This window comes from Mixta mediterraneensis (assembly GCF_030283135.1).
GTDB lineage: Bacteria > Pseudomonadota > Gammaproteobacteria > Enterobacterales > Enterobacteriaceae > Pantoea > Pantoea mediterraneensis.
Map to the genome: position 1 here is coordinate 139,210 of NZ_JASUAZ010000002.1, position 22,458 is coordinate 161,667.

Sequence of the window (22,458 nt, forward strand, 5' to 3'; positions counted from 1 at the left end):
CCTGTGATGGCGGGGAGTTGCATATGTTTATGTATATAAATTCCTGAGCCTGTACACGAGATTTTGTAATTGCCTGGTTTTGATAAGTTCAATCCAGCATCAAAAGCAGGTTAATTTATGGACGAAAAACAGTTGCAGGCTCTGGCTAATGAACTGGCCAAAATTCTCGAAACCCCTGACGATCTCAGCCAGTTTTTTCGTCCCATGGCAACGCCACGTAGCGCGTTCTCCGCAAGGTTGTTGTCGATTTCGGCCCAGCCCAGCTGTTGCTGCAGTGCTGGTTCAGCGCGTCCCACTGCTTCAGCAGGTATGTAAACGCCTTCGCGGTATCTGTAGAGCGCTTTACCGAGATTGCCTTTAAGGATTTTGTATCTGTACTCCAGGATCCATACGAGATGATACTGACAGCGACAGAATACGTGGGAAGCGGATTCATATCTGCTCATGCTATTTACCCCCCTGATTTGCTGGTAACAAACCGAGACAGTATTTAGCATGAGCATTCTACGGGCAAAGCCCCACATGAACGATCACCACCTCCATGGGAGATGGTTTAAGATTGATAACGAAAAAAGGGTATCAGCGTGAACTGATACCCTTTCATGAAGATTTTTATGTTCAATCCTGGATGATGCACCTTCAAATGCAGTCACCGTTGCTTTGAACACCCTCTTCGTTTAGACACCCGTTAGAGATCTCACTGCTAACCAGTGTGCTTCGATGTATGGTGCCCGAACCCGGAATCGAACCAGGGACACGGGGATTTTCAATCCCCTGCTCTACCGACTGAGCTATTCGGGCAACGGGGCGCATTAAACCGTAAAGGCTGCGGGTCGTCAACGGCTTTCATGAAAAAAACTGGGGAAACGTGACTGATTGCCTGAATTTCAGGCAAAGGTGATGAAACATCAGGCTAACGCGCCATTTTTACGACACAGCGCGATACTTAAAACATCTTCCGCCAGGCTTTTCGCGATATTCACATCCTGCACATGGCGCTTCACCAACAGCTTGCTCAGGCAGCCTTCAAGGATCAGCTCCATCTGGTCTGCAACCATGCTCGGGTTATCTAACGCCAGCGCCACTAAAACATCATGGGTGAACTGCCATGAAGCACGTTTCTGCTGCTCTGCCAGCTGGTGTATTGGCTGATCGGATTGTGGATAGAAACTACAGGCGGCAATAAACAGGCAGCCGGGAAAACGTCCAATACTGACTTGTTCGCTCAATACCTGATAACGTGCCATCAGTTTTTGTTCGTGGCTCAGCGCATCATCTGACAAAATTTGTTGCCGCCAGGTATCAATTTGCTGGCCGTGATAGCGCAACGCATCGTATAACAGGGCGTCACGATCGGGCCAGAACCGCTGCAGTTGTTCAACGGAAAACGTACTATCGTCCGCCAGTTGTTGTAGTGATGTGGTAGCAGCAAGGCCGTTTTGTTCAAGCACGTTCAGCGCATGCTCGAGTATTTGTTCACGTTGCAAGTGATTCTCCTCTGATCTGCGAGCCCGTAGTGATGCGCGGGCGGTGTCCTGACACCAGTTTTGTTTACGGGTCGAGTTTCTGCAAATGCGCACGGAAGTCAGCAGCATTGAGAAATCCCGTGATACGCGAGTTGGGAATTTCTTTCCCTTTCGCGTCGAAGAACAGAATGGTTGGCAAGCCCAGCACCTGAAGATGCTGCAATAATGCGTTATCGCTGGGGCTGTTAGCGGTGACATTAGCTTGCAGCAACTGCACCTTGCTCAGTGCATCGCGTATCGATGGATCGCTAAACGTATATTTTTCGAATTCTTTACAGGCCACGCACCAGTCGGCATAAAGATCGACCATAGTGATGCGGTTTTGCGCCTGTTGTAAAGCCGTGTCGAGCTGGGAAGCTGAGTGAACCGGCGTAAAAGGTAGACGCGTGATGCTTTGTTGCGAAGTATTGCTCGCGAAAGCCCAATCCTGCAAAGGACGCGCACTGATTAAGGCTGCGGCAAGCATCAGGATCTGTACTACTCGCCATTTGCCACTTCCGTTGCGCAGGCTAACGCTAAATGCCCATGCGAAAAAGGCTACGCCAAGTATGCTCCACAGGCGTAATCCCCAGACGTCACCCACTATCCGTTCCAGCAAAAACACTGGCAAAGCCAGGATAACAAAACCAAATCCTTCTTTAACCGTTTGCATCCACGGGCCGCTCTTCGGCAGCAACTTATTGCCAAACATGGTTACCGCAATTAACGGCAAACCCATGCCAACCGCATACAGCCACAACGTTCCGGCGCCGGCCCAGGGATTTCCATTTTGCGCAATATAAAGAAGGATGGCGCTGAGCGGCGCGGTAGTGCAGGGCGAGCAAATCAATCCTGCCAGCGCGCCCATCAGGAACACGCCAGTTAACGCGCCGCCCTGCTGACGATTGCTCCATAGCGTCAGCCGCGTTTGCAAACTTGCCGGTAGCTGCAAAGAAAACAGGCCAAACATCGACAGCGCCAGAATGATGAACAGCCCTGATAATCCCATCAACACATAAGGATGCTGTAACGCGGCCTGGAAGCGTAATCCGGCCGCCGCTACGATCACACCCAGCAGCGTATAAGTCAGTGCCATACCTTGCACGTACACCATTGCCAGGGCGAACAATCGACCCAGCGAATAGTTGCGTTGACTACCCAGGATGATCCCCGAAATCAGCGGGTACATTGGCAGCACACAAGGTGTAAACGCCACGCCAATCCCAATCAACAAAGCCCACAGGGGTGAAAACGGCAGCGGGCTGGCGAGAGCTGGTTGCGCACTGACATGGGGCAGTGCGCTGTTAGCCGCAACCGCACTTAACGGAACAGTACGCGTTTCTGGTGGATAACAGAAACCGGCGGCCGCGCAGCCCTGATACGTAACACTGACAGTTGCCCCCTGTGTGGCCTGATGCAGCATGATCGGCACCGTTACGTCCGTTGGATAGATCTCGCTTTTTCCATAGAACTCATCTTTATGCGGCTGTCCAGGCGGCAAATTCAGCGGTGCGATCCGTGCTTTTTGTGGCGTGACGTGAATTTGCTGGCGATAAAGATAATAGCCAGATTTTACCTTCCAGCTCAGCGTGAGCTGTGAGCCTTGCTGATTGAAATCAAAAGAGAATGCCTGATCGACCGGCACAAAACGGCTGGTGCTGTTTGGAGAAAAAAGCGAAGCCTGCGCCTGCAGGCAGATAAGCAATGCGAAACACAGCGCTATTAGGCGAGAGATGCGTGCAGTCATGACAAGTATTCACTGTCTCCATGTTGAACCGGCAGCGCCAGCAGTTCGGGCACATCGTAAGGATGCGCGCGCTTAAGCAGATCCATCAGTGCTTGCTGGTGAGCGCTGTCGCACTTCAGCAGCATCTGCACTTCATTCGTCTGTTCGGGCTTGCCCTGCCAGATGTAGTAAGAGGTCGCGCCAGGAAGCAGCGTAACGCAGGCCGCCAGTTTGGCAGTCAACGCCTGTTGTGCAAGCTGTTGCGCACAAGGCTGATCGGGGGCGGTGCAAAGGATTACGACAGCATTCATCACGCGGCTCCTGAATAAAAGAGCGCCGATAATAGCACGCTCAGCGGGCGACAAGGTTTACAGGTTGTAACGGTGCTATAAAACAAGCCCGCCAAATATAAAGCCGAACAGGACGGAAAGCGCAATGGCAACCACGCCGGGAATAATAAAGGAGTGATTAAACACATACTTGCCAATGCGGGTGGAACCGGTGTCGTCCATTTCGACCGCGGCCAACAAAGTAGGATAGGTCGGTAAAACAAACAGGGCCGAAACGGCGGCGAATGAAGCAATAGCCGTGAGCGGCGAAACCCCGAGCAGTAGCGCGGCGGGCATCAAGGCTTTGGTGGTGGCTGCCTGTGAATAAAGTAGCGTCGCGGCAAAAAACAGCACCAGCGCCAGTAACCACGGGTAGGTTTGCAGCATATTGCCTGCTACTGCCTGAATATCGTTAAGGTGTGTTTTAACAAAAGTGTCACCCAGCCAGGCGACGCCCATCACGCAGATACAGGCGCTCATACCGGATTTAAACGTGCTGGCACTGAGGATTTCACCGCTATCCACTTTGCAGGTTAAGCTGATTAGTGTCGCGATGGTCAGCATAAACACCACAATGGCTTCGTTACGCGGCAACACAGGACTGACGATTAGGCCGACGCTTTCGCTCGTGGCAGTGGCGTAGAAAACCACGGCCACAATGCCGATCAAAAACAACAGAACCGATTTTTTCGCGCCAGGCTTTGCGGTGAATACGCTGGTGCCACGCAGACTCACTTCTCCCTTGGCTAAACGTGCCTGATAAACTTCATCATCTTTCAGCTCTTTTCCGAGGAAATTGGTGAGCAGGGCGGCGAGAAAAATACCAACCATCGTGGAAGGAATCGCCACCGCCAGCAGCGCGATATAACTGACGCCGCGCGGCTCAAGCAGCGTAGCGAAAAATACCACCGCAGCGGAGATCGGCGAAGCCGTAATGGCAATTTGCGACGCCACCACAGCAATGGATAGCGGCCGGGAAGGGCGCACGCCTTGCTCTTTGGCAACTTCGGCTATCACGGGCAGCGTAGAGAACGCGGTATGGCCGGTGCCTGCCAACAGCGTCATCACGTAAGTGACCAGCGGCGCGAGAAAGGTGACATAGCGAGGATGGCGGCGCAGCAGGCGCTCGGCAAGATTGACCAGATAGTCCATGCCGCCCGCCACCTGCATAGCCGCAATCGCGGCTATGACCGCCATGATAATTTCAATGACGTCAAAGGGGATCACGCCGGGCTTCATGCCGCAAAATAACGTCAGGATCAATACGCCTGAGCCACCGGCGAAACCAATGCCAATGCCGCCCAAACGCGCGCCTAACCAGATTGCCAGTAAAACTATGAACAGTTCAAAGAATATCATCCTGTCACTCCCCAGGGGCGATCTGCTAAAAATGGCGTGTAGCCTGGCAAAAAAAAAGGCACGCCACGTTGATCGCGATGTGCCTTCAAGGAAAATTTTACGCTTTACTTTTACTGCTCGTTTTCGTCGGTATAGCGCTTAGCTTTGTAAACCGGGTACATCAGATTCTGTACCGAGAAAATATCGTCCAGCTCACTTTCAGTCAGCAGGCCGCGTTCCAGCACCACTTCACGCACGCTTTTTCCGGTTTCTGCACAGATTTTCCCAACGATGTCGCCGTTGTGATGGCCGATATACGGATTAAGGTAAGTCACAATACCAATAGAATTGAATACGTATGCTTCGCACACTGCTTTGTTGGCGGTGATCCCCTTAATGCACTTTTCCAGCAGGTTATAACAGGCGTTGGTCAGGATGCTGACGGATTCGAACAGCGCCTGACCAATCACCGGCTCCATCACATTCAGCTGTAGCTGACCTGCTTCTGACGCCATGGTGACAGTGGTATCGTTACCGATTACTTTGAAGCACACCTGATTCACCACTTCCGGTACGACAGGGTTGACTTTAGCTGGCATGATCGACGAACCCGCTTGCAGTTCCGGTAGGTTAATTTCGTTTAGTCCTGCCCGTGGGCCGGATGAAAGCAGGCGCAGGTCATTACAAATTTTGGACAACTTAACCGCCAGACGTTTAAGCGAAGAGTGCACCATAACGTAAGCGCCGCAGTCGGAGGTGGCTTCAATCAAATCTTCAGCTGGCACGACGGGCAGCTTACTGACCTCCGCCAAATGCTGCACAGCCAGATGCTGATAACCGTCCGGCGTATTCAGGCGTGTTCCTATGGCCGTCGCCCCGAGGTTGACTTCCAGCAGCAATTCAGCCGTGCGCAAAATGCTTTTGGTCTCTTCATTTAACAGCACGCTAAAGGCATGGAATTCCTGACCGAGCGTCATTGGTACGGCATCTTGCAACTGAGTGCGACCCATCTTCAGGATAGTCTGGAACTCATCAGCCTTATGCTGAAAACCTTCGCTTAGCTGGTTGATGCCGTCGAGCAGCTTCAGGATTGAACTGTAAACCGCGATGCGGAAACCGGTTGGATAGGCATCATTGGTTGACTGGCATTTATTCACGTGATCGTTGGGATTCAGATACTGGTATTCGCCTTTTTGATGTCCCATCAATTCCAGGCCGATATTCGCCAGCACTTCATTGGTGTTCATGTTCACCGAGGTGCCAGCACCGCCCTGATAGACGTCAACCGGGAACTGATCCATGCAACGACCGTTATTCAGGACTTCATCGCAAGCCTGAATGATGGTATCAGCAATATTGCGCGGAATGGTTTTTAGCGTTTTATTGGCCATTGCTGCCGCTTTCTTTACCATCACCATGCCGCGAACGAACTCAGGAATATCGCTGATTCTGCTGCTGCTAATAGAGAAATTTTCAATCGCACGCAGAGTATGAACGCCATAATAGGCGTCTGCTGGCACTTCGCGCATACCTAACAGGTCTTCTTCGATACGAATGTTGTCCGCCATGATAACCTTCTTATTGTTGTCGCTATGAATTGCCGCTAACTAACACAGGAGATGTGATTTATTTTGTCGTGGAATGCCAGAACCGATATTTTATCCGTATTCGGGCGAGTGAGCACGATCATATTCTGATGCGTCAGCAAAGCGTGAATGCAGATCGCCTTACCGATGGCCCCAGCTTAACGATATGCGATGTTGGTCACAAAATTAACGCCAGCATGAAAATTTGGCGGGATCGGTTGAAATTGTAGCGGCAGGTGCCCATCTCTTTTTTATACCATCATTTTGATGAAGGTTTTTTGCTGCCTGGTATGATGCCGGGCGGCCACAACTTACAGGAGTACCCGGTGCGCTGGTTACCGTTAGTGATCTTATTCGTTTTGGCCTGGGTTGAAATATCGCTATTTATCCAGGTTGCGCACGTCATTGGTGTGCTATTCACCTTGTTACTGGTGATTTTTACTTCCTGCGTTGGTGTGTCGCTGGTGAAAAATCAGGGCATGAAGAATTTCATGATGATGCAGGAGAAACTGGCGCGTAATGAAAGCCCAGCCAGGGAGATGATTAAAAGCGTTTCGCTGATCATCTCTGGTTTCTTGCTGTTACTCCCCGGTTTTTTAACGGACTTTCTTGGTTTGCTGTTGCTGTTGCCACCAGTGCAGAAGCATTTGACGCTTAAACTGATGCCCCACCTGCGCGTCTGGCGTGGGCCGGGTGCGAGACCCGATAGTGGTTACACTATGGATGGCGAATTTGAGCGCAAGAATAGTGACGGGATAGAGTACAAAGACGATCCCAACGATCGTGAATAGATGAAACGGTAAAAACGCGACAGAGATGTCGCGTTTTTTGTTTATCCAGCCCACATTTGCGTGTGAACAGGGCGTGAATTGGATGAAAAGTGACCAGCTATCACATTTAAGTAAAAAATTTGTCGTTTGGGCACTTGAAAGCCTCCGAGCCCGCCCCTACCTCTCTCGTCACAAGCCGGTAGCCATGCAGCCCGGCGTTCAACCCCAAAATGAATGATTGGACTTCTCAAAGGAGAGCTATCAAATGAAAATTCGTCCATTGCACGATCGCGTTATCGTCAAGCGTAAAGAAGTTGAATCCAAATCAGCTGGCGGCATCGTTCTGACCGGCTCAGCAGCGGCAAAATCGACGCGTGCTGAAGTGCTGGCAGTCGGCAATGGCCGTATCCTGGAAAGCGGCGAAGTTAAGCCACTGGACGTGAAAGTGGGTGACGTAGTCATTTTTAACGAAGGTTACGGCGCAAAAACCGAGAAAATCGACAATGAAGAAGTGCTGATTATCTCTGAGAGCGACATTCTGGCAATTGTTGAGGCGTAATCTTTACGCGTAATTCACTGAACGAAACGAATTTAAGGGATATTTGAAATGGCAGCTAAAGACGTAAAATTCGGTAATGACGCACGCGTAAAAATGCTGCGTGGCGTAAACGTACTGGCAGATGCAGTAAAAGTTACCTTGGGTCCAAAAGGCCGTAATGTCGTGCTGGACAAATCTTTTGGTGCACCTTCTATCACGAAAGATGGTGTTTCTGTTGCGCGTGAAATTGAGCTGGAAGACAAGTTCGAAAACATGGGCGCGCAGATGGTGAAAGAAGTGGCCTCTAAAGCGAATGACGCGGCAGGCGACGGCACCACCACCGCAACTGTACTGGCTCAGTCTATTGTAAACGAAGGCCTGAAAGCGGTAGCTGCGGGCATGAACCCAATGGATCTGAAGCGCGGCATCGACAAAGCGGTTACCGCAGCTGTTGAGCAGCTGAAAACGCTGTCTGTACCTTGCTCTGATTCAAAAGCAATCGCGCAGGTAGGGACTATTTCTGCTAACTCTGATGAAAGCGTTGGTACCCTGATCGCTCAGGCGATGGAAAAAGTGGGTAAAGAAGGCGTCATCACCGTTGAAGAAGGCACCGGTCTGCAAGACGAGCTGGATGTGGTTGAAGGTATGCAGTTTGACCGCGGTTACCTCTCTCCGTACTTCATTAACAAGCCAGAAACGGGTGCAATTGAGCTGGAAAGCCCATTCATTCTGTTAGCTGACAAAAAAATCTCTAACATCCGCGAAATGCTGCCAGTACTGGAAGCCGTCGCGAAAGCGGGCAAACCCCTGCTGATCATCGCTGAAGATGTTGAAGGTGAAGCACTGGCAACGCTGGTGGTTAACACCATGCGTGGCATCGTGAAAGTGGCTGCGGTTAAAGCACCGGGCTTCGGCGATCGTCGTAAAGCTATGCTGCAGGATATTGCTATTCTGACTGGCGGCACCGTGATTTCTGAAGAGATCGGCATGGAGCTGGAAAAAGCAGCGCTGGAAGATCTGGGTCAGGCAAAACGCGTTGTTATCAACAAAGATACCACCACCATTATTGATGGTGTGGGCGAAGAAGCGACAATCCAGGGCCGTGTTACCCAGATTCGTCAGCAGATCGAAGAAGCAACGTCTGATTATGACAAAGAAAAACTGCAGGAGCGTGTAGCGAAACTGGCAGGCGGCGTAGCCGTTCTGAAAGTGGGCGCAGCAACTGAAGTTGAAATGAAAGAGAAAAAAGCCCGCGTTGAAGATGCCCTGCATGCGACCCGCGCAGCCGTTGAAGAAGGCGTGGTTGCAGGTGGTGGTGTGGCGCTGGTTCGCGTTGCCGCACAGCTGACCGATCTGAAAGGTCAGAACGAAGACCAGAACGTCGGTATTAAAGTTGCGCTGCACGCAATGGAAGCGCCGCTGCGTCAGATCGTATCTAACGCCGGTGAAGAGCCTTCAGTGGTTGCGAACAATGTGAAAGCGGGTGACGGTAACTACGGTTACAACGCGCAGACTGAAGAATATGGCAACATGATCGACTTCGGTATCCTGGATCCAACCAAAGTGACCCGTTCTGCGCTGCAGTACGCGGCTTCTGTGGCTGGTCTGATGATCACCACCGAGTGTATGGTCACCGACCTGCCAAAAGGCGATGCGCCTGATTTAGGTGCGGGTGCTGGCGGTATGGGTGGCATGGGCGGTATGGGCGGCATGATGTAATTGCCGTTGACTGCTTAAGTCGCGAAACCCCCGATCGGAAACGGTCGGGGGTTTTTCTTTTGGGACGGAAAATAGTATAAGTAGTGGCGCAATAGTTCGGCTTAACGGGATTAGGGCAATGAATGTTCAGAAAAAAAGTGCGCTTTTCTGCTACGCTGCCACCCAAAACTGATGATAATAAATGGGGATTACAATGCGGATTAACCTCTTGCTCGGACTGGCGGCTGGCGCGTTATTGCTGGCGGGCTGTAGCAGCTCAACTCAGTTATCTGCTGGCGGTCAACGAGTCACCTTTACCGATCAGCAACCCGGCAGCGAATGTCAGCTTCTGGGGAATATTACCGGCTCACAAAGCAACTGGCTGAGTGGTGCAGGCGGCGATACCAGCGCACTGCGTGGAGCCGCTAACGATTTGCGTAATCGCGCTGCGGAAATGGGGGGCAACATCATTTATGGCGCAACCAGCCCGACACAGAATCTGCTGTCAGCCTTTGCCCCGCTCGACAGCAAAATGAGTGGTCAAGTGTATAAATGCCCGCAAAGCTAGGCATAATTTAATGCGAAGATCTGTTGCAGATGGCCGGATGTTACGCCGGCCATTTTTATTCCTGTCGTAATTGCAGATCGAGCGGGGTTTTGCTCGGCTCTCCACCAATTTCGCGTGCCAGCTTCGGCACCAGATACCCTGATACCAGCGGCAATAAATCACGCATTAGCGCTCGCGCTTCTTCATCAGAAACAAAGAAATGTGCTGCGCCTTGCACTTTGTCCAGCACGTGCAGGTAATAGGGCAGTATACCGGCGTCGAACAACGCATTGCTTAAAGCAGCCAGCGTTTGCGCCTTATCGTTAACGCCACGCAGCAGTACGCTTTGGTTAAGTAATGTTACCCCTGCGCGTTTTAGCCTGTGCATTGCGTCGTACAGATCATCATCTATTTCCTGCGCATGATTGATATGTGAGACCAGCAGAACCTGCAAGCGCGTTTCACCCAACAGATGGCATAACGACTCGGTGATGCGGGCGGGGATCACTACGGGCAGACGGCTGTGAATACGCAGACGTTTCAGGTGTGGAATATTTTCCAGCGCGTTAACCAGCCATGCCAGTTCATGATCTTTTGCCATTAACGGGTCGCCACCGGAGAAAATAATCTCATCCAGTTCCGGGTGGGCTGCAATATAATCCAGCGCAGTCTGCCAGTTGCGTTTATTGCCCTGGTTATCCTGATAAGGAAAATGGCGGCGGAAGCAGTAGCGACAATTTACCGCACAGCCCCCTTTTACCAGTAAAAGCGCACGGTTTTTATACTTATGTAGTAAACCGGGCACAACGCTGCTTTGTTCATCCAGCGGATCGGTGCTATAACCTGGCGCATCAATGAATTCCTGACGACTGGTCAGTACCTGCAACAGCAGCGGATCGTTTCCATCCCCTTTTTTCATTCGGGCAATGAACGCACGCGGCACGCGCAGCGCAAAAAGGCGCCGCGCTTCTGCACCTTGTACCAGTTCTGCATGCTGATCAAGGGCTAAAATTCGCAGTAATTCATCAGGTTCAGTGACAACATCAGCAAGTTGCTGCAACCAATCTTCTCTGGAAGGTGTATTTAGGGTTACAATGTGTGCCATTTTTTTGGCTAAGTACCAGTATCAATTTTCGTAGAGGGCCTTCATGGCGACTTATTCTAGCAACGATTTCCGTCCCGGTCTTAAAATCATGTTCGAAGGCGAGCCGTATGCCATCGAATCCAGTGAGTTCGTTAAGCCGGGCAAAGGTCAGGCTTTTGCGCGCGTTAAAATGCGTCGCCTGCTGACGGGTTCCCGCGTTGAGAAAACGTTCAAATCCACCGACTCTGCCGAAGGCGCAGACGTTATGGATACCAATCTGAACTATCTGTACAACGACGGTGAGTTTTACCACTTTATGCACCCGGAAAGCTTCGAGCAATTCCAGGTTGAAGATAAGACGGTTGCTGACGCAGCGAAATGGTTGCAGGACAATGCTGAATGTATCGTGACGCTGTGGAACGGCCGCCCAATCGCGGTTCAGCCACCGAACTTTATCGAAGCAGAAATCGTTGAGACCGATCCTGGCCTGAAAGGTGATACCGCAGGGACTGGCGGTAAGCCAGCTAAGCTGTCAACCGGTGCTGTGGTGAAAGTGCCATTGTTCGTTCAAGAGGGCGAAGTGGTTAAAGTTGACACGCGCTCTGGCGAATATGTGTCACGCGTAAAATAAGTCCCTAAAAAGCGCATCATTCGGTGCGCTTTTTACTGCGTGGGTTAAGAAAAAATGAAAAAACTGGCAAAATTTATCGCGTTCGCGTTGCTGGTCTCCTCCGCGTTGAGCGCCTGCAACACATTCCACGGTTTTGGCGAAGATGTCTCCCATTTAGGTGGCGCCATTTCGCGCGCAGCAAACTAATTTTTCACTCTTTCCTTTTGTTGTACCGGTAGCAGCAGCACCTCGAATTCGGGCTATGCTTAAAACGCTGTACTTTTACTGCAACCAAAAAAGGAAATTACCATGTTAAAGAAAAGTATTGTCGCGATCTTCTCTGTACTGGTGCTCTCTTCACTGCTGTCGGCTTGTAACACTACGCGTGGCGTGGGGGAAGATGTAGAGGCGGGCGGCCAGGCTATTCAGCGCAGCACTCAGTAATATCAACCGGTGCGAAACACGGTTTCGTACCGGATCTTCTTTCGTTTCGCTACGTTATCTGCATTAACTTATCTGTCGGGAGACCGACCTGACGTGCCTGCTAAGCTGTTTTTGCTTTATGCCGGTAAGCTGAGGCATTGGCGCCAGAATGCCTGAATCATTCTCTTTGGGCCGTATACCGGCGTATGACAAGGATTTAATCAGGCGAGGTTATATTGGGCCACGGAAAAAATCGCTAATGCTGGCATGGGCGGTTTGGTGTGACTTAACCGCTTAAAGCATAGGATCAGCGGATTTTTGACGGCGTCGGCATGAGATTGTTTGCTACAGGCAATACGGGTAGACTTCCCTCCCTTATCTGTATCAGGAGTCATCATCATGAGCGAAACGGCAAGCTGGCAACCTAGCGCACCCATTGCTAATTTGTTGAAACGCGCCGCTATCGTAGCGGAAATACGGCGTTTTTTTGCCGATCGTGGCGTATTAGAAGTTGATACGCCCGCCATGAGTCAGGCAACCATTACTGACGTTCATCTGGTGCCTTTCCAGACGCGATTTGTGGGGCCTGGTGCTGCGCAAGGGCGCGATCTTTGGCTGATGACCAGCCCGGAATATCATATGAAGCGCCTGCTGGCGGCAGGTAGCGGTCCGATTTATCAGATGGGGCGCAGTTTCCGCAATGAAGAAGCCGGACGCCATCACAATCCTGAATTCACTATGCTGGAGTGGTATCGCCCGCACTATGATATGTATCGCCTGATGAATGAAGTCGATGATTTGATGCAGCAGGTGCTGGAATGCGACAGCGCCGAATCGCTTTCATACCAACAGGCTTTTATTCGTCACCTTGAAATCGATCCGCTGTCAGCCGACAAAGCGCAGCTGCGTGAAGTTGCAGAGAAACTGGGCGAGGGCGAGCTGGCACGTGCAGAAGACGATCGCGATACGCTGCTGATGCTGCTGTTCATGCTGGGCGTTGAACCCAAAATTGGTCAGGAGAAGCCGTGCTTTGTTTATCACTTTCCGGCGAGCCAGGCGGCGTTAGCGGAGATCAGTACAGAAGATCATCGCGTAGCAGAGCGTTTTGAGGTGTATTACAAGGGCATTGAACTGGCGAATGGTTTCCGTGAATTGACCGACAGCCGTGAGCAGCGACAACGTTTTGAGCAGGATAATCGCCGCCGTGCTGCCCGTGGCTTGCCACAGCATCCGGTTGATACTTATTTACTGGACGCGCTGGCGCATGGGATGCCGGCGTGTTCGGGTGTGGCGCTGGGCGTGGATCGCTTGATTATGCTGGCACTGAAAGCGGAATCGTTAAGTGAAGTTATCGCTTTTCCGGTGGAACGCTGTTAACTGCGGCATCTCTGCGCGGGACGAAAAGAAATCGCTCACTGAAGGGTAAGGCGTCCGGCTATGGCGAGGTCGATATCCAGGAGATCAGGTTCCTTTACGATCGACCGCACTATGATTAGCGAACTGGCTGATTCAACGCGTTTTTTACCGCACTATCTACTGCTGTCTGGAAACTCCTGAATCATTACCGGCAGCGTAAGTTTTTTATCGTTACGTAAAACCTGCACATTAATCATCGATCCAGGGCGAATTTCTGCTACCTGATCCATCGTTTCCTGCGCTGAAACCGCCGGTTTGCCATTGACGTTCAGTAATACGTCATTGGCCTGAATACCGGCTTTATCGGCCGGGCCATTTGGCGTCACCACGCTGACAATAATGCCTTGCACGCGATCAAGGTTGCTGCCTTGTCCATGTAATGGCGGCAATTCACGACCTGTAATCCCGATATAACCACGAATGACGCGACCATCGCGGATCAGCTTGTCCATGATTTTTGTCGCCAGTGCGGTGGGGATAGCAAAGCCAATCCCCTCTGGGGTTTCACCGTCATTACTCTTATCAAACGTTAACGTATTGATGCCCATCAGTTCGCCCAGCGAATTAATTAGCGCACCGCCGGAGTTACCCTGGTTAATTGAAGCATCGGTTTGCAGAAAATTCTGGCGGCCGGAGGAACTTAACCCTACACGTCCCGTTGCACTGATAATGCCTTGCGTCACGGTTTGACCAAGATTGTAAGGGTTACCAATCGCCATCACTACGTCACCGATATGGGCAATGCGTTTCGGGTTGATAGGGATGACGGGCAGACTTGACGCAGTAATTTTTAACACTGCCAAATCGGTCATGGCATCGGAGCCAATCAATGTGGCTTCGAAGAAGCGGCCATCCTGTAACGCGACGATAATTTGATCGGCGTTATTAATAACGTGCTTATTAGTAAGGATGTAACCTTTTGCATTCATGATCACGCCAGAACCCAGCGTGGTGATGCCACGATTGTTGTTGCCGTGGGCGCTGCGGTTGTAAACGTTGACAACCGCAGGCACGGCACGACGCACCCCTTGATTAAAGCTAAAGGGGGATTCGTTATTACTGTCAGCCTGAATATGCAGGGCGTCGCTGCCCATACGCAGTGCAGGCAAGGCTGCAAGTAAAATACCCGCAACAATCAGGCCCAACACCACTGAACGCAAAAGTTTAAGAAACATGGTGTTAAATCACGCCAGAGAAGATCGCTGGTGAGAATAACATGAGAGCGACGGACACACACGCGCTTGTGTCCGTCGTAACAGGCGGTTTATCTCAGTAGCAGATAAATACTTTCGTCACCACGCACCACATTCAGGGCCAGTACTGGCGGTTTACCTGCCAATACTTTACGCATTTCTGCAAGGGACTGAATGCGGTTGCGGTTGACGCCAACGATCACATCATCTTTCTGCAAGCCAACCTGTTCGGCTGGCGTGCCTTTTTCGATGGTATCGACCTGCACGCCTTTATCACCGGTCTTCGTTTGCCCATCGCTTAGCGTGGCTCCCTGCAAGGCCGGAGACATCAACTGGGCGCTGGCGGTAGTTTGTGCACTTTGCTCCAGCGTGACGTTCACCGTTAAGGGCTTACCTTCACGCAGCAGACCCAGTTTTACGTGTTCACCCGGCGCAGTGGTGCCAATTTTGACGCGCAACTCGGCAAAGCTGGTAATGGGCTTGTCATTTACCGAAGTAATAATATCGCCGGATTTAATTCCCGCTTTTTGCGCCGCTGATTGGGGCAGAACTTCTGAAACGAAGGCACCACGTTGCGCATCAACCTTAAAGGCTTTCGCCATATCGGCGGTCATTTCCGTGCCTTTAATGCCTAACTGGCCGCGCTTTACTTCGCCATATTTGATCAGCTGCTGCGCCAGATTCATTGCCATATTGGCTGGAATAGCAAAACCGATACCGATGTTGCCGCCGCTTGAGGCCAGAATGGCGGTATTAATGCCGATAAGTTCGCCGTTCAGATTTACCAGCGCGCCCCCTGAATTGCCGCGGTTAATTGCAGCATCTGTCTGGATAAAGTTTTCCAAACCTTCAAGATTCAGACCGCTGCGGCCCAGCGCAGAAATAATGCCTGAGGTTGCCGTCTGGCCTAAACCAAATGGATTGCCGATGGCGATGGCGAAATCACCCACTTTCAGCTGATCTGAATCAGCCATTTTTATCTGGGTCAGGTTTTTCGCGCCTTCGATTTGTATTAGCGCAATGTCAGTTTGCTCATCATGACCAATCAGTTTAGCGTCATATTCGCTGCCATCACCGAGCTGGACGTTAATCTTGTCGGCGCCATTTACCACGTGATTATTGGTCAATACGTAGCCTTTGGCCGCATCAATAATGACGCCAGACCCTAACCCTTCAAAGGGCTGAGGTTGATTATTGTTACCCGGCATTTGGCCAAAGAAACGTTTTAACGGCTCAGGAATATCCTGGCCCTGGGCGTCAGTCTGGGTGCCTTCAACGTGAACGCTCACCACAGCGGGCAGCACTTTCTCCAGCATCGGCGCCAGGCTTGGAAGCGGCTGACCCTGAATTTGTGCTGGCAGCGTCGCCATCGCACCTGGTGCGGCGGCAAGGCTTATCCCAATACTCAAGGCTAATGCGCTAAACAGTCGTGCTTGTTTTTTCATTGCTACAACGCTCTCGCTGCAAAAAGTGGGAGGAATAAAAGAGTGTGACAGTCGTTTGAGGTCAGGGTTCGCAGAAACAAAGGACGCAGGCTTGCTGCGCCCCAAAAAGATTAATCGCGTGCTGCGCGGTCACTCCGTAATAAACCGGACGCGCCATCTTCCGAATAATCACGCGGTATCTGGACCGGCGCTTGATCGTTATCGGCTTCCGCTTCGGTCAGCTGATAAGCAAACGGGTTTTTCTCGCCCGGCAGATTGGGCAGCAAGTCGTTTGAGCCTTTAGCCATGTGCTGATATAGCTGACGGTAATCACGCGCCATGTTATCCAGCAGCTCAGCACTCTGGGCAAAGTGATTGGTCAGCTCTTCGCGGTAATCCGCCAGTTCTGCTTTTGTCTTTTGAAGCTCATATTGCATGCTCTGTTGCTCACGCAACTTCTTGTTGCCAAAACGCATTACAACCGCGCCGACAATAATACCTACAACTAAACCAATTAGCCCGTATTCCCAGGTCATAATGACTCCCGTGTAATTTCCGTTGTTCCGTAGGGCAGTGCACCTTTTCAATAGTAGCCACTATACCCGTTAATCTTATGGATGTGGAACTCTGGAGCGGCATGGCTTAGTGTAGAGCGGCCTTTTTTTCGACAACTGCTGTGTGAATAAGACAAATTTCAGGGACTGTGAGAGAACAATGCAAACTTCATCTCCGCTTGCACGTTATGAGCAGGCGCTATCGCAAGGCGATTTTAAGCCCGATGACGTACAACGCGAAGCGATCACGCGATTAGACATGCTCCAACAAGGGCTGGTGGCGCGTCAGCAAACCTCAGCGCCAACCGCTCAGGGCCTGTTTGGCCGTCTGTCAAAGCTGCTGGGCAAAGAGAAAAGTGAAGCACAGCCGCCTGTGCGCGGGCTGTATATGTGGGGCGGTGTGGGCCGCGGTAAAACCTGGGTCATGGATCTGTTTTTTCAGTCTATTCCTGGCAACCGTAAACTTCGTTTGCATTTTCATCGATTTATGCTGCGGGTACACGAAGAGTTAACGACGCTGCAAGGACAAAGCGATCCACTGTTAATCATTGCCGATCGCTTCAAAGCGGAAACCGATGTTCTTTGCTTTGATGAATTTTTCGTTTCGGATATTACCGATGCCATGCTGCTTGGCACGTTAATGGAAGCGCTGTTCGAACGGGGCATTGCGCTGGTTGCCACATCAAATATTCCACCAGACGAGCTGTATCGCAACGGCCTGCAGCGCGCCCGTTTTCTGCCCGCGATTGAACAGATAAAAAAGCATTGCGACGTAATGAACGTGGACGCGGGCATCGATTACCGTCTGCGTACGTTAACCTCTGCGCATCTGTGGAAGTTTCCGCTCAATGAAGAAACGTATGCGGCTATGGAATATATGTTTCAGGGCCTTTCGGGTAGCCAGCGAAAAGACGCACCCGTGCTGGAAATTAATCATCGCACTATGACGACACTTGGCGTCAGCGAAGGCGTGCTGGCGATCGACTTCCTTACGTTGTGTGGCGAAGGCCGTAGTCAACATGACTATATTGAGCTGTCGCGCCGTTTCCACAGCGTATTGCTGTATAACGTGCCGGTGATGATTTATAAAACCGAAGATCAGGCGCGTCGTTTTCTCGCGCTGGTTGATGAGTTTTATGAGCGCCACGTCAAACTGGTTGTGGCAGCGGAAACGTCATTATTTGAAATTTATCAGGGAACGCGTCTGAAGTTTGAATATCAGCGCTGCCTGTCGCGCCTGCAGGAAATGCAAAGTGAGGAGTATCTGCGTTTGCCGCATCTGCCTTAAGCAATAAACAATAAAGTGGATAAATGCTGAAATAGGGTTCGATTTTTGTCATCGACTTCTCTATAATCTTGCGACCCCACGTTACAGCAAACGGATTTTTTCCCGAATCCTTTGTGTTCCAGTAACTCTATCCGAAGGGGTGGCTTGCTGGTCAAAATGGTCGTGTGAGCCTCAATCGTTTACTTAAGCGTTTGGGATTTCACCAACGTGTAACTTAATTTGGGTAAGCTTTTCGATGAAAACTTTTACAGCTAAACCAGAAACCGTCCAACGTGACTGGTATGTTGTTGACGCAACTGGCAAAACTTTAGGTCGCCTGGCGACTGAACTGGCCAGCCGTCTACGTGGTAAGCATAAAGCGGAATATACGCCGCACGTTGATACCGGTGATTACATCATCGTTTTGAACGCTGAGAAAGTTGCTGTAACCGGCAACAAGCGCTCTGACAAGATTTACTATCACCACACTGGTCACATCGGTGGTATCAAACAGGCGACTTTTGAAGAGATGATTGCTCGCCGTCCTGAGCGTGTGATTGAGATCGCGGTTAAAGGCATGCTGCCGAAGGGCCCGCTGGGTCGTGCTATGTACCGTAAACTAAAAGTTTACGCGGGCAACGAGCACAACCATGCGGCACAGCAACCGCAAGTTCTTGACATTTAATCGGGATTAAAGGCAATGGCTGAAACTCAAAACTACGGCACTGGTCGCCGCAAAAGCTCATCCGCACGCGTCTTCATCAAGCCGGGTAGCGGAAACATCGTTATTAACCAGCGCTCTCTGGAGCAGTACTTCGGTCGCGAGACTGCACGCATGGTCGTGCGTCAGCCGCTGGAGCTGGTTGATATGGTTGGTAAATTGGATCTGTACATCACTGTTAAAGGTGGTGGTATTTCTGGTCAGGCCGGTGCGATCCGTCACGGTATCACCCGCGCTCTGATGGAATACGACGAGTCACTGCGTGCCGATCTGCGTAAAGCGGGCTTCGTTACCCGTGATGCGCGTCAGGTTGAACGTAAGAAAGTCGGTCTGCGTAAAGCACGCCGTCGTCCGCAGTTCTCCAAACGTTAATTGTTGCTGCTTCGGCAGTGTCAGTTGGCACAAAAAACCCGCTTCGGCGGGTTTTTTACTTTTGAGCGTTTTACATAAACTCACGTTAAAACGTCAACATCGCTCGCAAAATGCCCGCAAAAATTCAATCCTCGCCCACAAGCTGCTTAAAATCTGGTAAACTCTGTGTCACTTTGCGCCCGTTGAGCCGGCGCGTTATGCGCTTCCCCGCTGTTGGGACGTCAGTACGACGCAGCTAACGCGGGCTGCGTGCGAGTTCTATAAGCAGGTGAGTCGCCGAGTGGTTGGCTATTCGCAGTAACTTTTTGTGAACAAACTTGGAGGTTTTCATGGCTGTCGCTGCCAACAAACGTTCGGTAATGACGCTGTTTTCTGGTCCTACTGACATTTTCAGCCACCAGGTGCGTATTGTCCTGGCGGAAAAGGGTGTCAGCGTAGAGATCGAGCAGGTCGAAATGGATAACCTGCCGCAGGATTTGATTGACCTCAACCCGTATCGCACCGTGCCGACGCTGGTAGATCGTGAGCTGACGCTTTATGAATCGCGTATCATCATGGAATATCTGGATGAGCGTTTTCCGCATCCGCCGTTAATGCCGGTTTACCCGGTTGCGCGTGGTGAAAGCCGCCTGATGATGCACCGCATTGAGCAGGACTGGTACAGCCTGATGAGAAAGGTTGAGAACAGCACGGGTCAGGAAGCTGAAGCAGCACGCAAGCAGTTGCGTGAAGAGCTGCTGGCGATTGCACCCTTGTTTGGGCGTACCCCCTTCTTTATGAGTGAAGAATTTAGCCTGGTTGACTGCTATTTGGCTCCGCTGCTGTGGCGTTTACCATCAATGGGTATTGATCTGATTGGTTCAGGTTCGAAAGAGCTGAAAGGCTATATGAATCGCGTATTTGAGCGTGACTCATTCCTTGCTTCACTGACCGAAGCCGAACGTGAAATGCGCCTGCACGCCCGGGGCTAACGTATGGAAATGTCGCAACTCACTGCTCGTCGTCCCTATTTGCTACGCGCTTTCTATGACTGGTTGCTCGACAATCAGTTAACGCCGCATTTGGTGGTTGATATTAATTTGCCTGGCGTTCAGGTACCGCTTGAGTACGCGCGAGATGGACAGATTGTTCTCAACATCGCGCCACGCGCGGTCGGCAATCTGAATTTATCCAACGATCAGGTGTCATTCAACGCACGTTTTGGTGGCGTTCCGCGTCAGGTAAACGTGCCGATGGCAGCGATTCTGGCAATTTATGCGCGTGAAAACGGCGCTGGCACCATGTTCGAACCTGAACCTGCTTATGAACTTTCCAGCCAGAAAGATTCAGCAGAACAGGAAGAGACTGTCATGTCCGTTATTGATGGCGATCGTCCTGACGATGCCAGCGATGATGAAACGCCGCCTGATGATGATCCACCGCCGCGTGGTGGGCGACCTTCACTGCGGGTAGTGAAATAAGCTAAAAAATAACATGGAATGCCTATCAATTATTGATGGGCATTTTTTTGTGCCTGTTGTGAATGAAATGTATTACAACAAAAAATCCGGGAACGCGCGTTACCCGGATTTTTGTACTGATTAACAGCGCTAGCGATTAATAAACGTCACGCAGGTAGCGCTTCTCTTTTTTCAGCTGATCGATGTAATCCGCAGCGCGCTCGCTTGAAAGGCCGCCATACTGACGAACCACTTCATACAACGCATTATCGACGTCCTTCGCCATACGTGACGCATCGCCACATACATAAAAATATGCCCCTTCCTGCAGCCAGGCATAGAGTTCTGCACCTTGCTCCAGCATGCGGCTCTGCACGTAGATTTTCTTATCCTGATCGCGTGAAAATGCCAGATCAAGGCGGGTCAGCAGGCCGCTTTGCTGCCATTCAGTCAGCTCTTCACGGTAAACAAAGTCGTGCTCCTGGTGCTGATCGCCGAAGAATAACCAGTTTTTACCCGCCGCACCTGTTACCTGGCGCTCTTGCAGGAAAGCACGGAATGGCGCGATACCCGTACCCGGTCCAACCATGATCAGCGGCGCATCTGCATTTTGCGGCACGCGGAAGGCTTTATTAGGCGAAATGAAGATGGCCGGCTTTTCACCGCGACGCACACGTTCGGCCAGATAGGTCGAACAGACACCGCTGCGGTTACGCCCACCGCTGTGATAACGCACAGAGGCTATCGTCAAATGCACCTGATTTGGATGTGCTTTCGAGCTGGAAGAGATGGAGTAAGCGCGATGCTGCAATGGACGCAGCAGAGCAACAAACTCAGGCACCGACAGCGAACGCGTCAGCTCAAGTTGCAGAAGATCCAGCGTGTCCTTGCCCCACAACCAAACGCTCAGTGCATCTTTATCGTCATGCTGTAAAACGTGACGCAATTCCTGATTAGTGGTGTTTTGTCCTACCCACTCAATCAGCTTGCGTGACGGTTCTGAAATTTCAAACTGATAGGTCAGCAGATCGCCCAAATTTCTGTCGAAACCTGGAACCGGTGTCTGATAATCCGCATTTAACTGCGTCAGCAGCAGGCTAACCAGCGAAGGATCGTTGACAGGAATAATGCCCAGCGCATCGCCCGCTTCGTATTTGAGGCCGCTATCGGTCAAATCAAATTCAAAGTGACGAATGTCTTTCGCGGACTGCTCACCCGACAGGCGCTTATTGGTCACCAGCGCGGCAGCATAAGGATTGGATTTATTGCTGCCGGGGATTACCGGGGCTTCTGGTGCGCTTTCCAGCACGGTGCCGCTGCTACCAGCGCTTGCTGCAAACTGCGGCATTGAGCTATTCAGCCATTCGCTAGAGGGCTCTTCATAATCGATGTCGCAATCAATACGCTCAACCACACGCTTCGCGCCCAGCTGCTCCAGACGCATATCAATAAATTTACCGGCCTGGCAAAACCCATCGTAGCCGGTATCACCAATGGCTAGCACGGCGAAGTGCATCTCTTCCAGACGTGGCGCGGTGCTGGCAGAGATAGCATTCCAGAACAGCTGCGCGTTGTCTGGCATCTCACCTTCACCATAGGTCGAGGTGACGATCAGCACATGGCGCATTGTGGCGAACACATCCAGATCGACTTCACCCAGCGCCTGAACGACCGGCACCAGCCCTTTAGCACGGGCTGATTTAGCCGCAGTTTGTGCCAGCGCTTCTGCGTTGCCGGTTTGGGAACCGTACAGAATATGCAGCTGGGTTGTGGCGGCTGTGCCAGTACCGGCCGCGACCTGCTGCTTGTCTTCTAACACTAACAGACGGGAGTGGAGACCGGCGAGAAATCCCGCCAGCCAATATTTCTGATCACCATTAAACGGCGCATCTTCAGGAATGTAAGGAATTTTCATGGG

General features: G+C 51.3%; 23 protein-coding genes, 1 tRNA gene and 2 pseudogenes. 13 read left to right on the plus strand and 13 right to left on the minus strand.

All coding sequences use genetic code 11. From position 1 onward, the window contains the following. Positions 1-185: 185 nt before the first annotated feature. The 8 genes and pseudogenes from QRY16_RS02420 to aspA form a co-directional block, all read right to left on the minus strand. Positions 186-340: pseudogene (locus tag QRY16_RS02420) on the minus strand (IS66 family transposase); the annotation flags it as partial. Continuing rightward, a pseudogene (locus tag QRY16_RS02425) lies at positions 330-446 on the minus strand (IS200/IS605 family transposase); the annotation flags it as partial. The pseudogenes QRY16_RS02420 and QRY16_RS02425, both read right to left, overlap by 11 nt. Positions 447-725: 279 nt before the next feature. Then, positions 726-801, minus strand: a tRNA-Phe gene (locus tag QRY16_RS02430). A 107-nt stretch (positions 802-908) separates the two neighbouring features. Continuing rightward, positions 909-1,487: a division control transcriptional repressor DicD gene (gene dicD, locus QRY16_RS02435; RefSeq protein WP_289775521.1), complete on the minus strand. Its 579-nt coding sequence runs from the start codon at positions 1,485-1,487 to the stop codon at positions 909-911. Positions 1,488-1,551: 64 nt separating this feature from the next. After that, positions 1,552-3,252: a protein-disulfide reductase DsbD gene (locus tag QRY16_RS02440; RefSeq protein ID WP_289775522.1), complete on the minus strand. Its 1,701-nt coding sequence runs from the start codon at positions 3,250-3,252 to the stop codon at positions 1,552-1,554. Then, positions 3,249-3,542 (minus strand): divalent cation tolerance protein CutA, encoded by a 294-nt coding sequence (gene cutA, locus QRY16_RS02445; RefSeq protein WP_289775523.1) that lies wholly within the window; start codon positions 3,540-3,542, stop codon positions 3,249-3,251. The genes QRY16_RS02440 and cutA overlap by 4 nt, the downstream gene beginning before the upstream one ends. Before the next feature lie 75 nt (positions 3,543-3,617). Then, entirely contained in the window at positions 3,618-4,919 is a 1,302-nt protein-coding gene (locus QRY16_RS02450) for an anaerobic C4-dicarboxylate transporter (RefSeq protein ID WP_289775524.1), read from the minus strand. Positions 4,920-5,029: 110 nt separating this feature from the next. Next, positions 5,030-6,466 (minus strand): aspartate ammonia-lyase, encoded by a 1,437-nt coding sequence (gene aspA, locus QRY16_RS02455; protein WP_289775525.1) that lies wholly within the window; start codon positions 6,464-6,466, stop codon positions 5,030-5,032. Between the two features lie 344 nt (positions 6,467-6,810). Between aspA and QRY16_RS02460 the strand changes: the two genes are divergently transcribed. From QRY16_RS02460 to QRY16_RS02475, 4 genes are all read left to right on the plus strand, one after another. Continuing rightward, positions 6,811-7,275: an FxsA family protein gene (locus QRY16_RS02460; RefSeq protein WP_289775604.1), complete on the plus strand. Its 465-nt coding sequence runs from the start codon at positions 6,811-6,813 to the stop codon at positions 7,273-7,275. 244 nt (positions 7,276-7,519) lie between these two features. Continuing rightward, positions 7,520-7,813, plus strand: coding sequence for a co-chaperone GroES (locus tag QRY16_RS02465; protein ID WP_193405239.1), 294 nt, complete (start codon positions 7,520-7,522; stop codon positions 7,811-7,813). A gap of 48 nt (positions 7,814-7,861) precedes the next feature. Next, positions 7,862-9,511, plus strand: coding sequence for a chaperonin GroEL (gene groL, locus QRY16_RS02470; protein WP_289775526.1), 1,650 nt, complete (start codon positions 7,862-7,864; stop codon positions 9,509-9,511). Between the two features lie 193 nt (positions 9,512-9,704). After that, positions 9,705-10,058: a DUF4156 domain-containing protein gene (locus QRY16_RS02475; RefSeq protein WP_193405237.1), complete on the plus strand. Its 354-nt coding sequence runs from the start codon at positions 9,705-9,707 to the stop codon at positions 10,056-10,058. A gap of 55 nt (positions 10,059-10,113) precedes the next feature. On the opposite strand, the gene epmB is transcribed toward QRY16_RS02475, so the two are convergent. Beyond that, a complete protein-coding gene (gene epmB / locus QRY16_RS02480) occupies positions 10,114-11,142 on the minus strand; it encodes an EF-P beta-lysylation protein EpmB (RefSeq protein ID WP_289775527.1) in 1,029 nt (342 codons plus the stop codon). Positions 11,143-11,185: 43 nt separating this feature from the next. On the opposite strand from epmB, the gene efp reads away from it, so the two are divergent. From efp to epmA, 4 genes are all read left to right on the plus strand, one after another. After that, positions 11,186-11,752, plus strand: coding sequence for an elongation factor P (efp, locus tag QRY16_RS02485; RefSeq protein WP_289775528.1), 567 nt, complete (start codon positions 11,186-11,188; stop codon positions 11,750-11,752). 54 nt (positions 11,753-11,806) lie between these two features. Further along, positions 11,807-11,938 (plus strand): entericidin A/B family lipoprotein, encoded by a 132-nt coding sequence (locus QRY16_RS02490; protein WP_193405234.1) that lies wholly within the window; start codon positions 11,807-11,809, stop codon positions 11,936-11,938. 102 nt (positions 11,939-12,040) lie between these two features. Next, positions 12,041-12,175 (plus strand): entericidin A/B family lipoprotein, encoded by a 135-nt coding sequence (locus QRY16_RS02495; RefSeq protein ID WP_193405233.1) that lies wholly within the window; start codon positions 12,041-12,043, stop codon positions 12,173-12,175. 378 nt (positions 12,176-12,553) lie between these two features. Then, a complete protein-coding gene (gene epmA, locus QRY16_RS02500) occupies positions 12,554-13,531 on the plus strand; it encodes an elongation factor P--(R)-beta-lysine ligase (RefSeq protein WP_193405232.1) in 978 nt (325 codons plus the stop codon). A gap of 152 nt (positions 13,532-13,683) precedes the next feature. On the opposite strand, the gene degS is transcribed toward epmA, so the two are convergent. The 3 genes from degS to zapG form a co-directional block, all read right to left on the minus strand. Then, positions 13,684-14,745 (minus strand): outer membrane-stress sensor serine endopeptidase DegS, encoded by a 1,062-nt coding sequence (gene degS, locus QRY16_RS02505; RefSeq protein WP_193405231.1) that lies wholly within the window; start codon positions 14,743-14,745, stop codon positions 13,684-13,686. Between the two features lie 89 nt (positions 14,746-14,834). Further along, entirely contained in the window at positions 14,835-16,208 is a 1,374-nt protein-coding gene (degQ, locus tag QRY16_RS02510; protein ID WP_289775529.1) for a serine endoprotease DegQ, read from the minus strand. 110 nt (positions 16,209-16,318) lie between these two features. Then, positions 16,319-16,723 carry a Z-ring associated protein ZapG gene (zapG, locus tag QRY16_RS02515; protein ID WP_193405229.1) on the minus strand — a complete coding sequence of 135 codons (405 nt, stop codon included), beginning with the start codon at positions 16,721-16,723 and terminating at the stop codon, positions 16,319-16,321. 178 nt (positions 16,724-16,901) lie between these two features. Between zapG and zapE the strand changes: the two genes are divergently transcribed. The 5 genes from zapE (at position 16,902) to sspB (ending at position 20,561) form a co-directional block, all read left to right on the plus strand. After that, positions 16,902-18,029 (plus strand): cell division protein ZapE, encoded by a 1,128-nt coding sequence (gene zapE, locus QRY16_RS02520; protein WP_289775530.1) that lies wholly within the window; start codon positions 16,902-16,904, stop codon positions 18,027-18,029. Positions 18,030-18,264: 235 nt separating this feature from the next. Then, a complete protein-coding gene (rplM, locus tag QRY16_RS02525; protein ID WP_067427471.1) occupies positions 18,265-18,693 on the plus strand; it encodes a 50S ribosomal protein L13 in 429 nt (142 codons plus the stop codon). 15 nt (positions 18,694-18,708) lie between these two features. Beyond that, on the plus strand, positions 18,709-19,101 hold the full coding sequence (gene rpsI / locus QRY16_RS02530) for a 30S ribosomal protein S9 (RefSeq protein ID WP_193405227.1): 393 nt from the start codon (positions 18,709-18,711) through the stop codon (positions 19,099-19,101). Positions 19,102-19,430: 329 nt separating this feature from the next. Next, positions 19,431-20,072 carry a stringent starvation protein SspA gene (gene sspA, locus QRY16_RS02535; RefSeq protein ID WP_193405226.1) on the plus strand — a complete coding sequence of 214 codons (642 nt, stop codon included), beginning with the start codon at positions 19,431-19,433 and terminating at the stop codon, positions 20,070-20,072. Between the two features lie 3 nt (positions 20,073-20,075). Continuing rightward, positions 20,076-20,561, plus strand: a complete 486-nt coding sequence (gene sspB / locus QRY16_RS02540) for a ClpXP protease specificity-enhancing factor (RefSeq protein WP_289775531.1) — start codon at positions 20,076-20,078, stop codon at positions 20,559-20,561. Between the two features lie 136 nt (positions 20,562-20,697). Here the strand turns inward: sspB and QRY16_RS02545 are convergent, their stop codons facing one another. Continuing rightward, positions 20,698-22,455: a sulfite reductase subunit alpha gene (locus tag QRY16_RS02545; protein ID WP_289775532.1), complete on the minus strand. Its 1,758-nt coding sequence runs from the start codon at positions 22,453-22,455 to the stop codon at positions 20,698-20,700. Between the last annotated feature and the right edge of the window lie 3 nt (positions 22,456-22,458).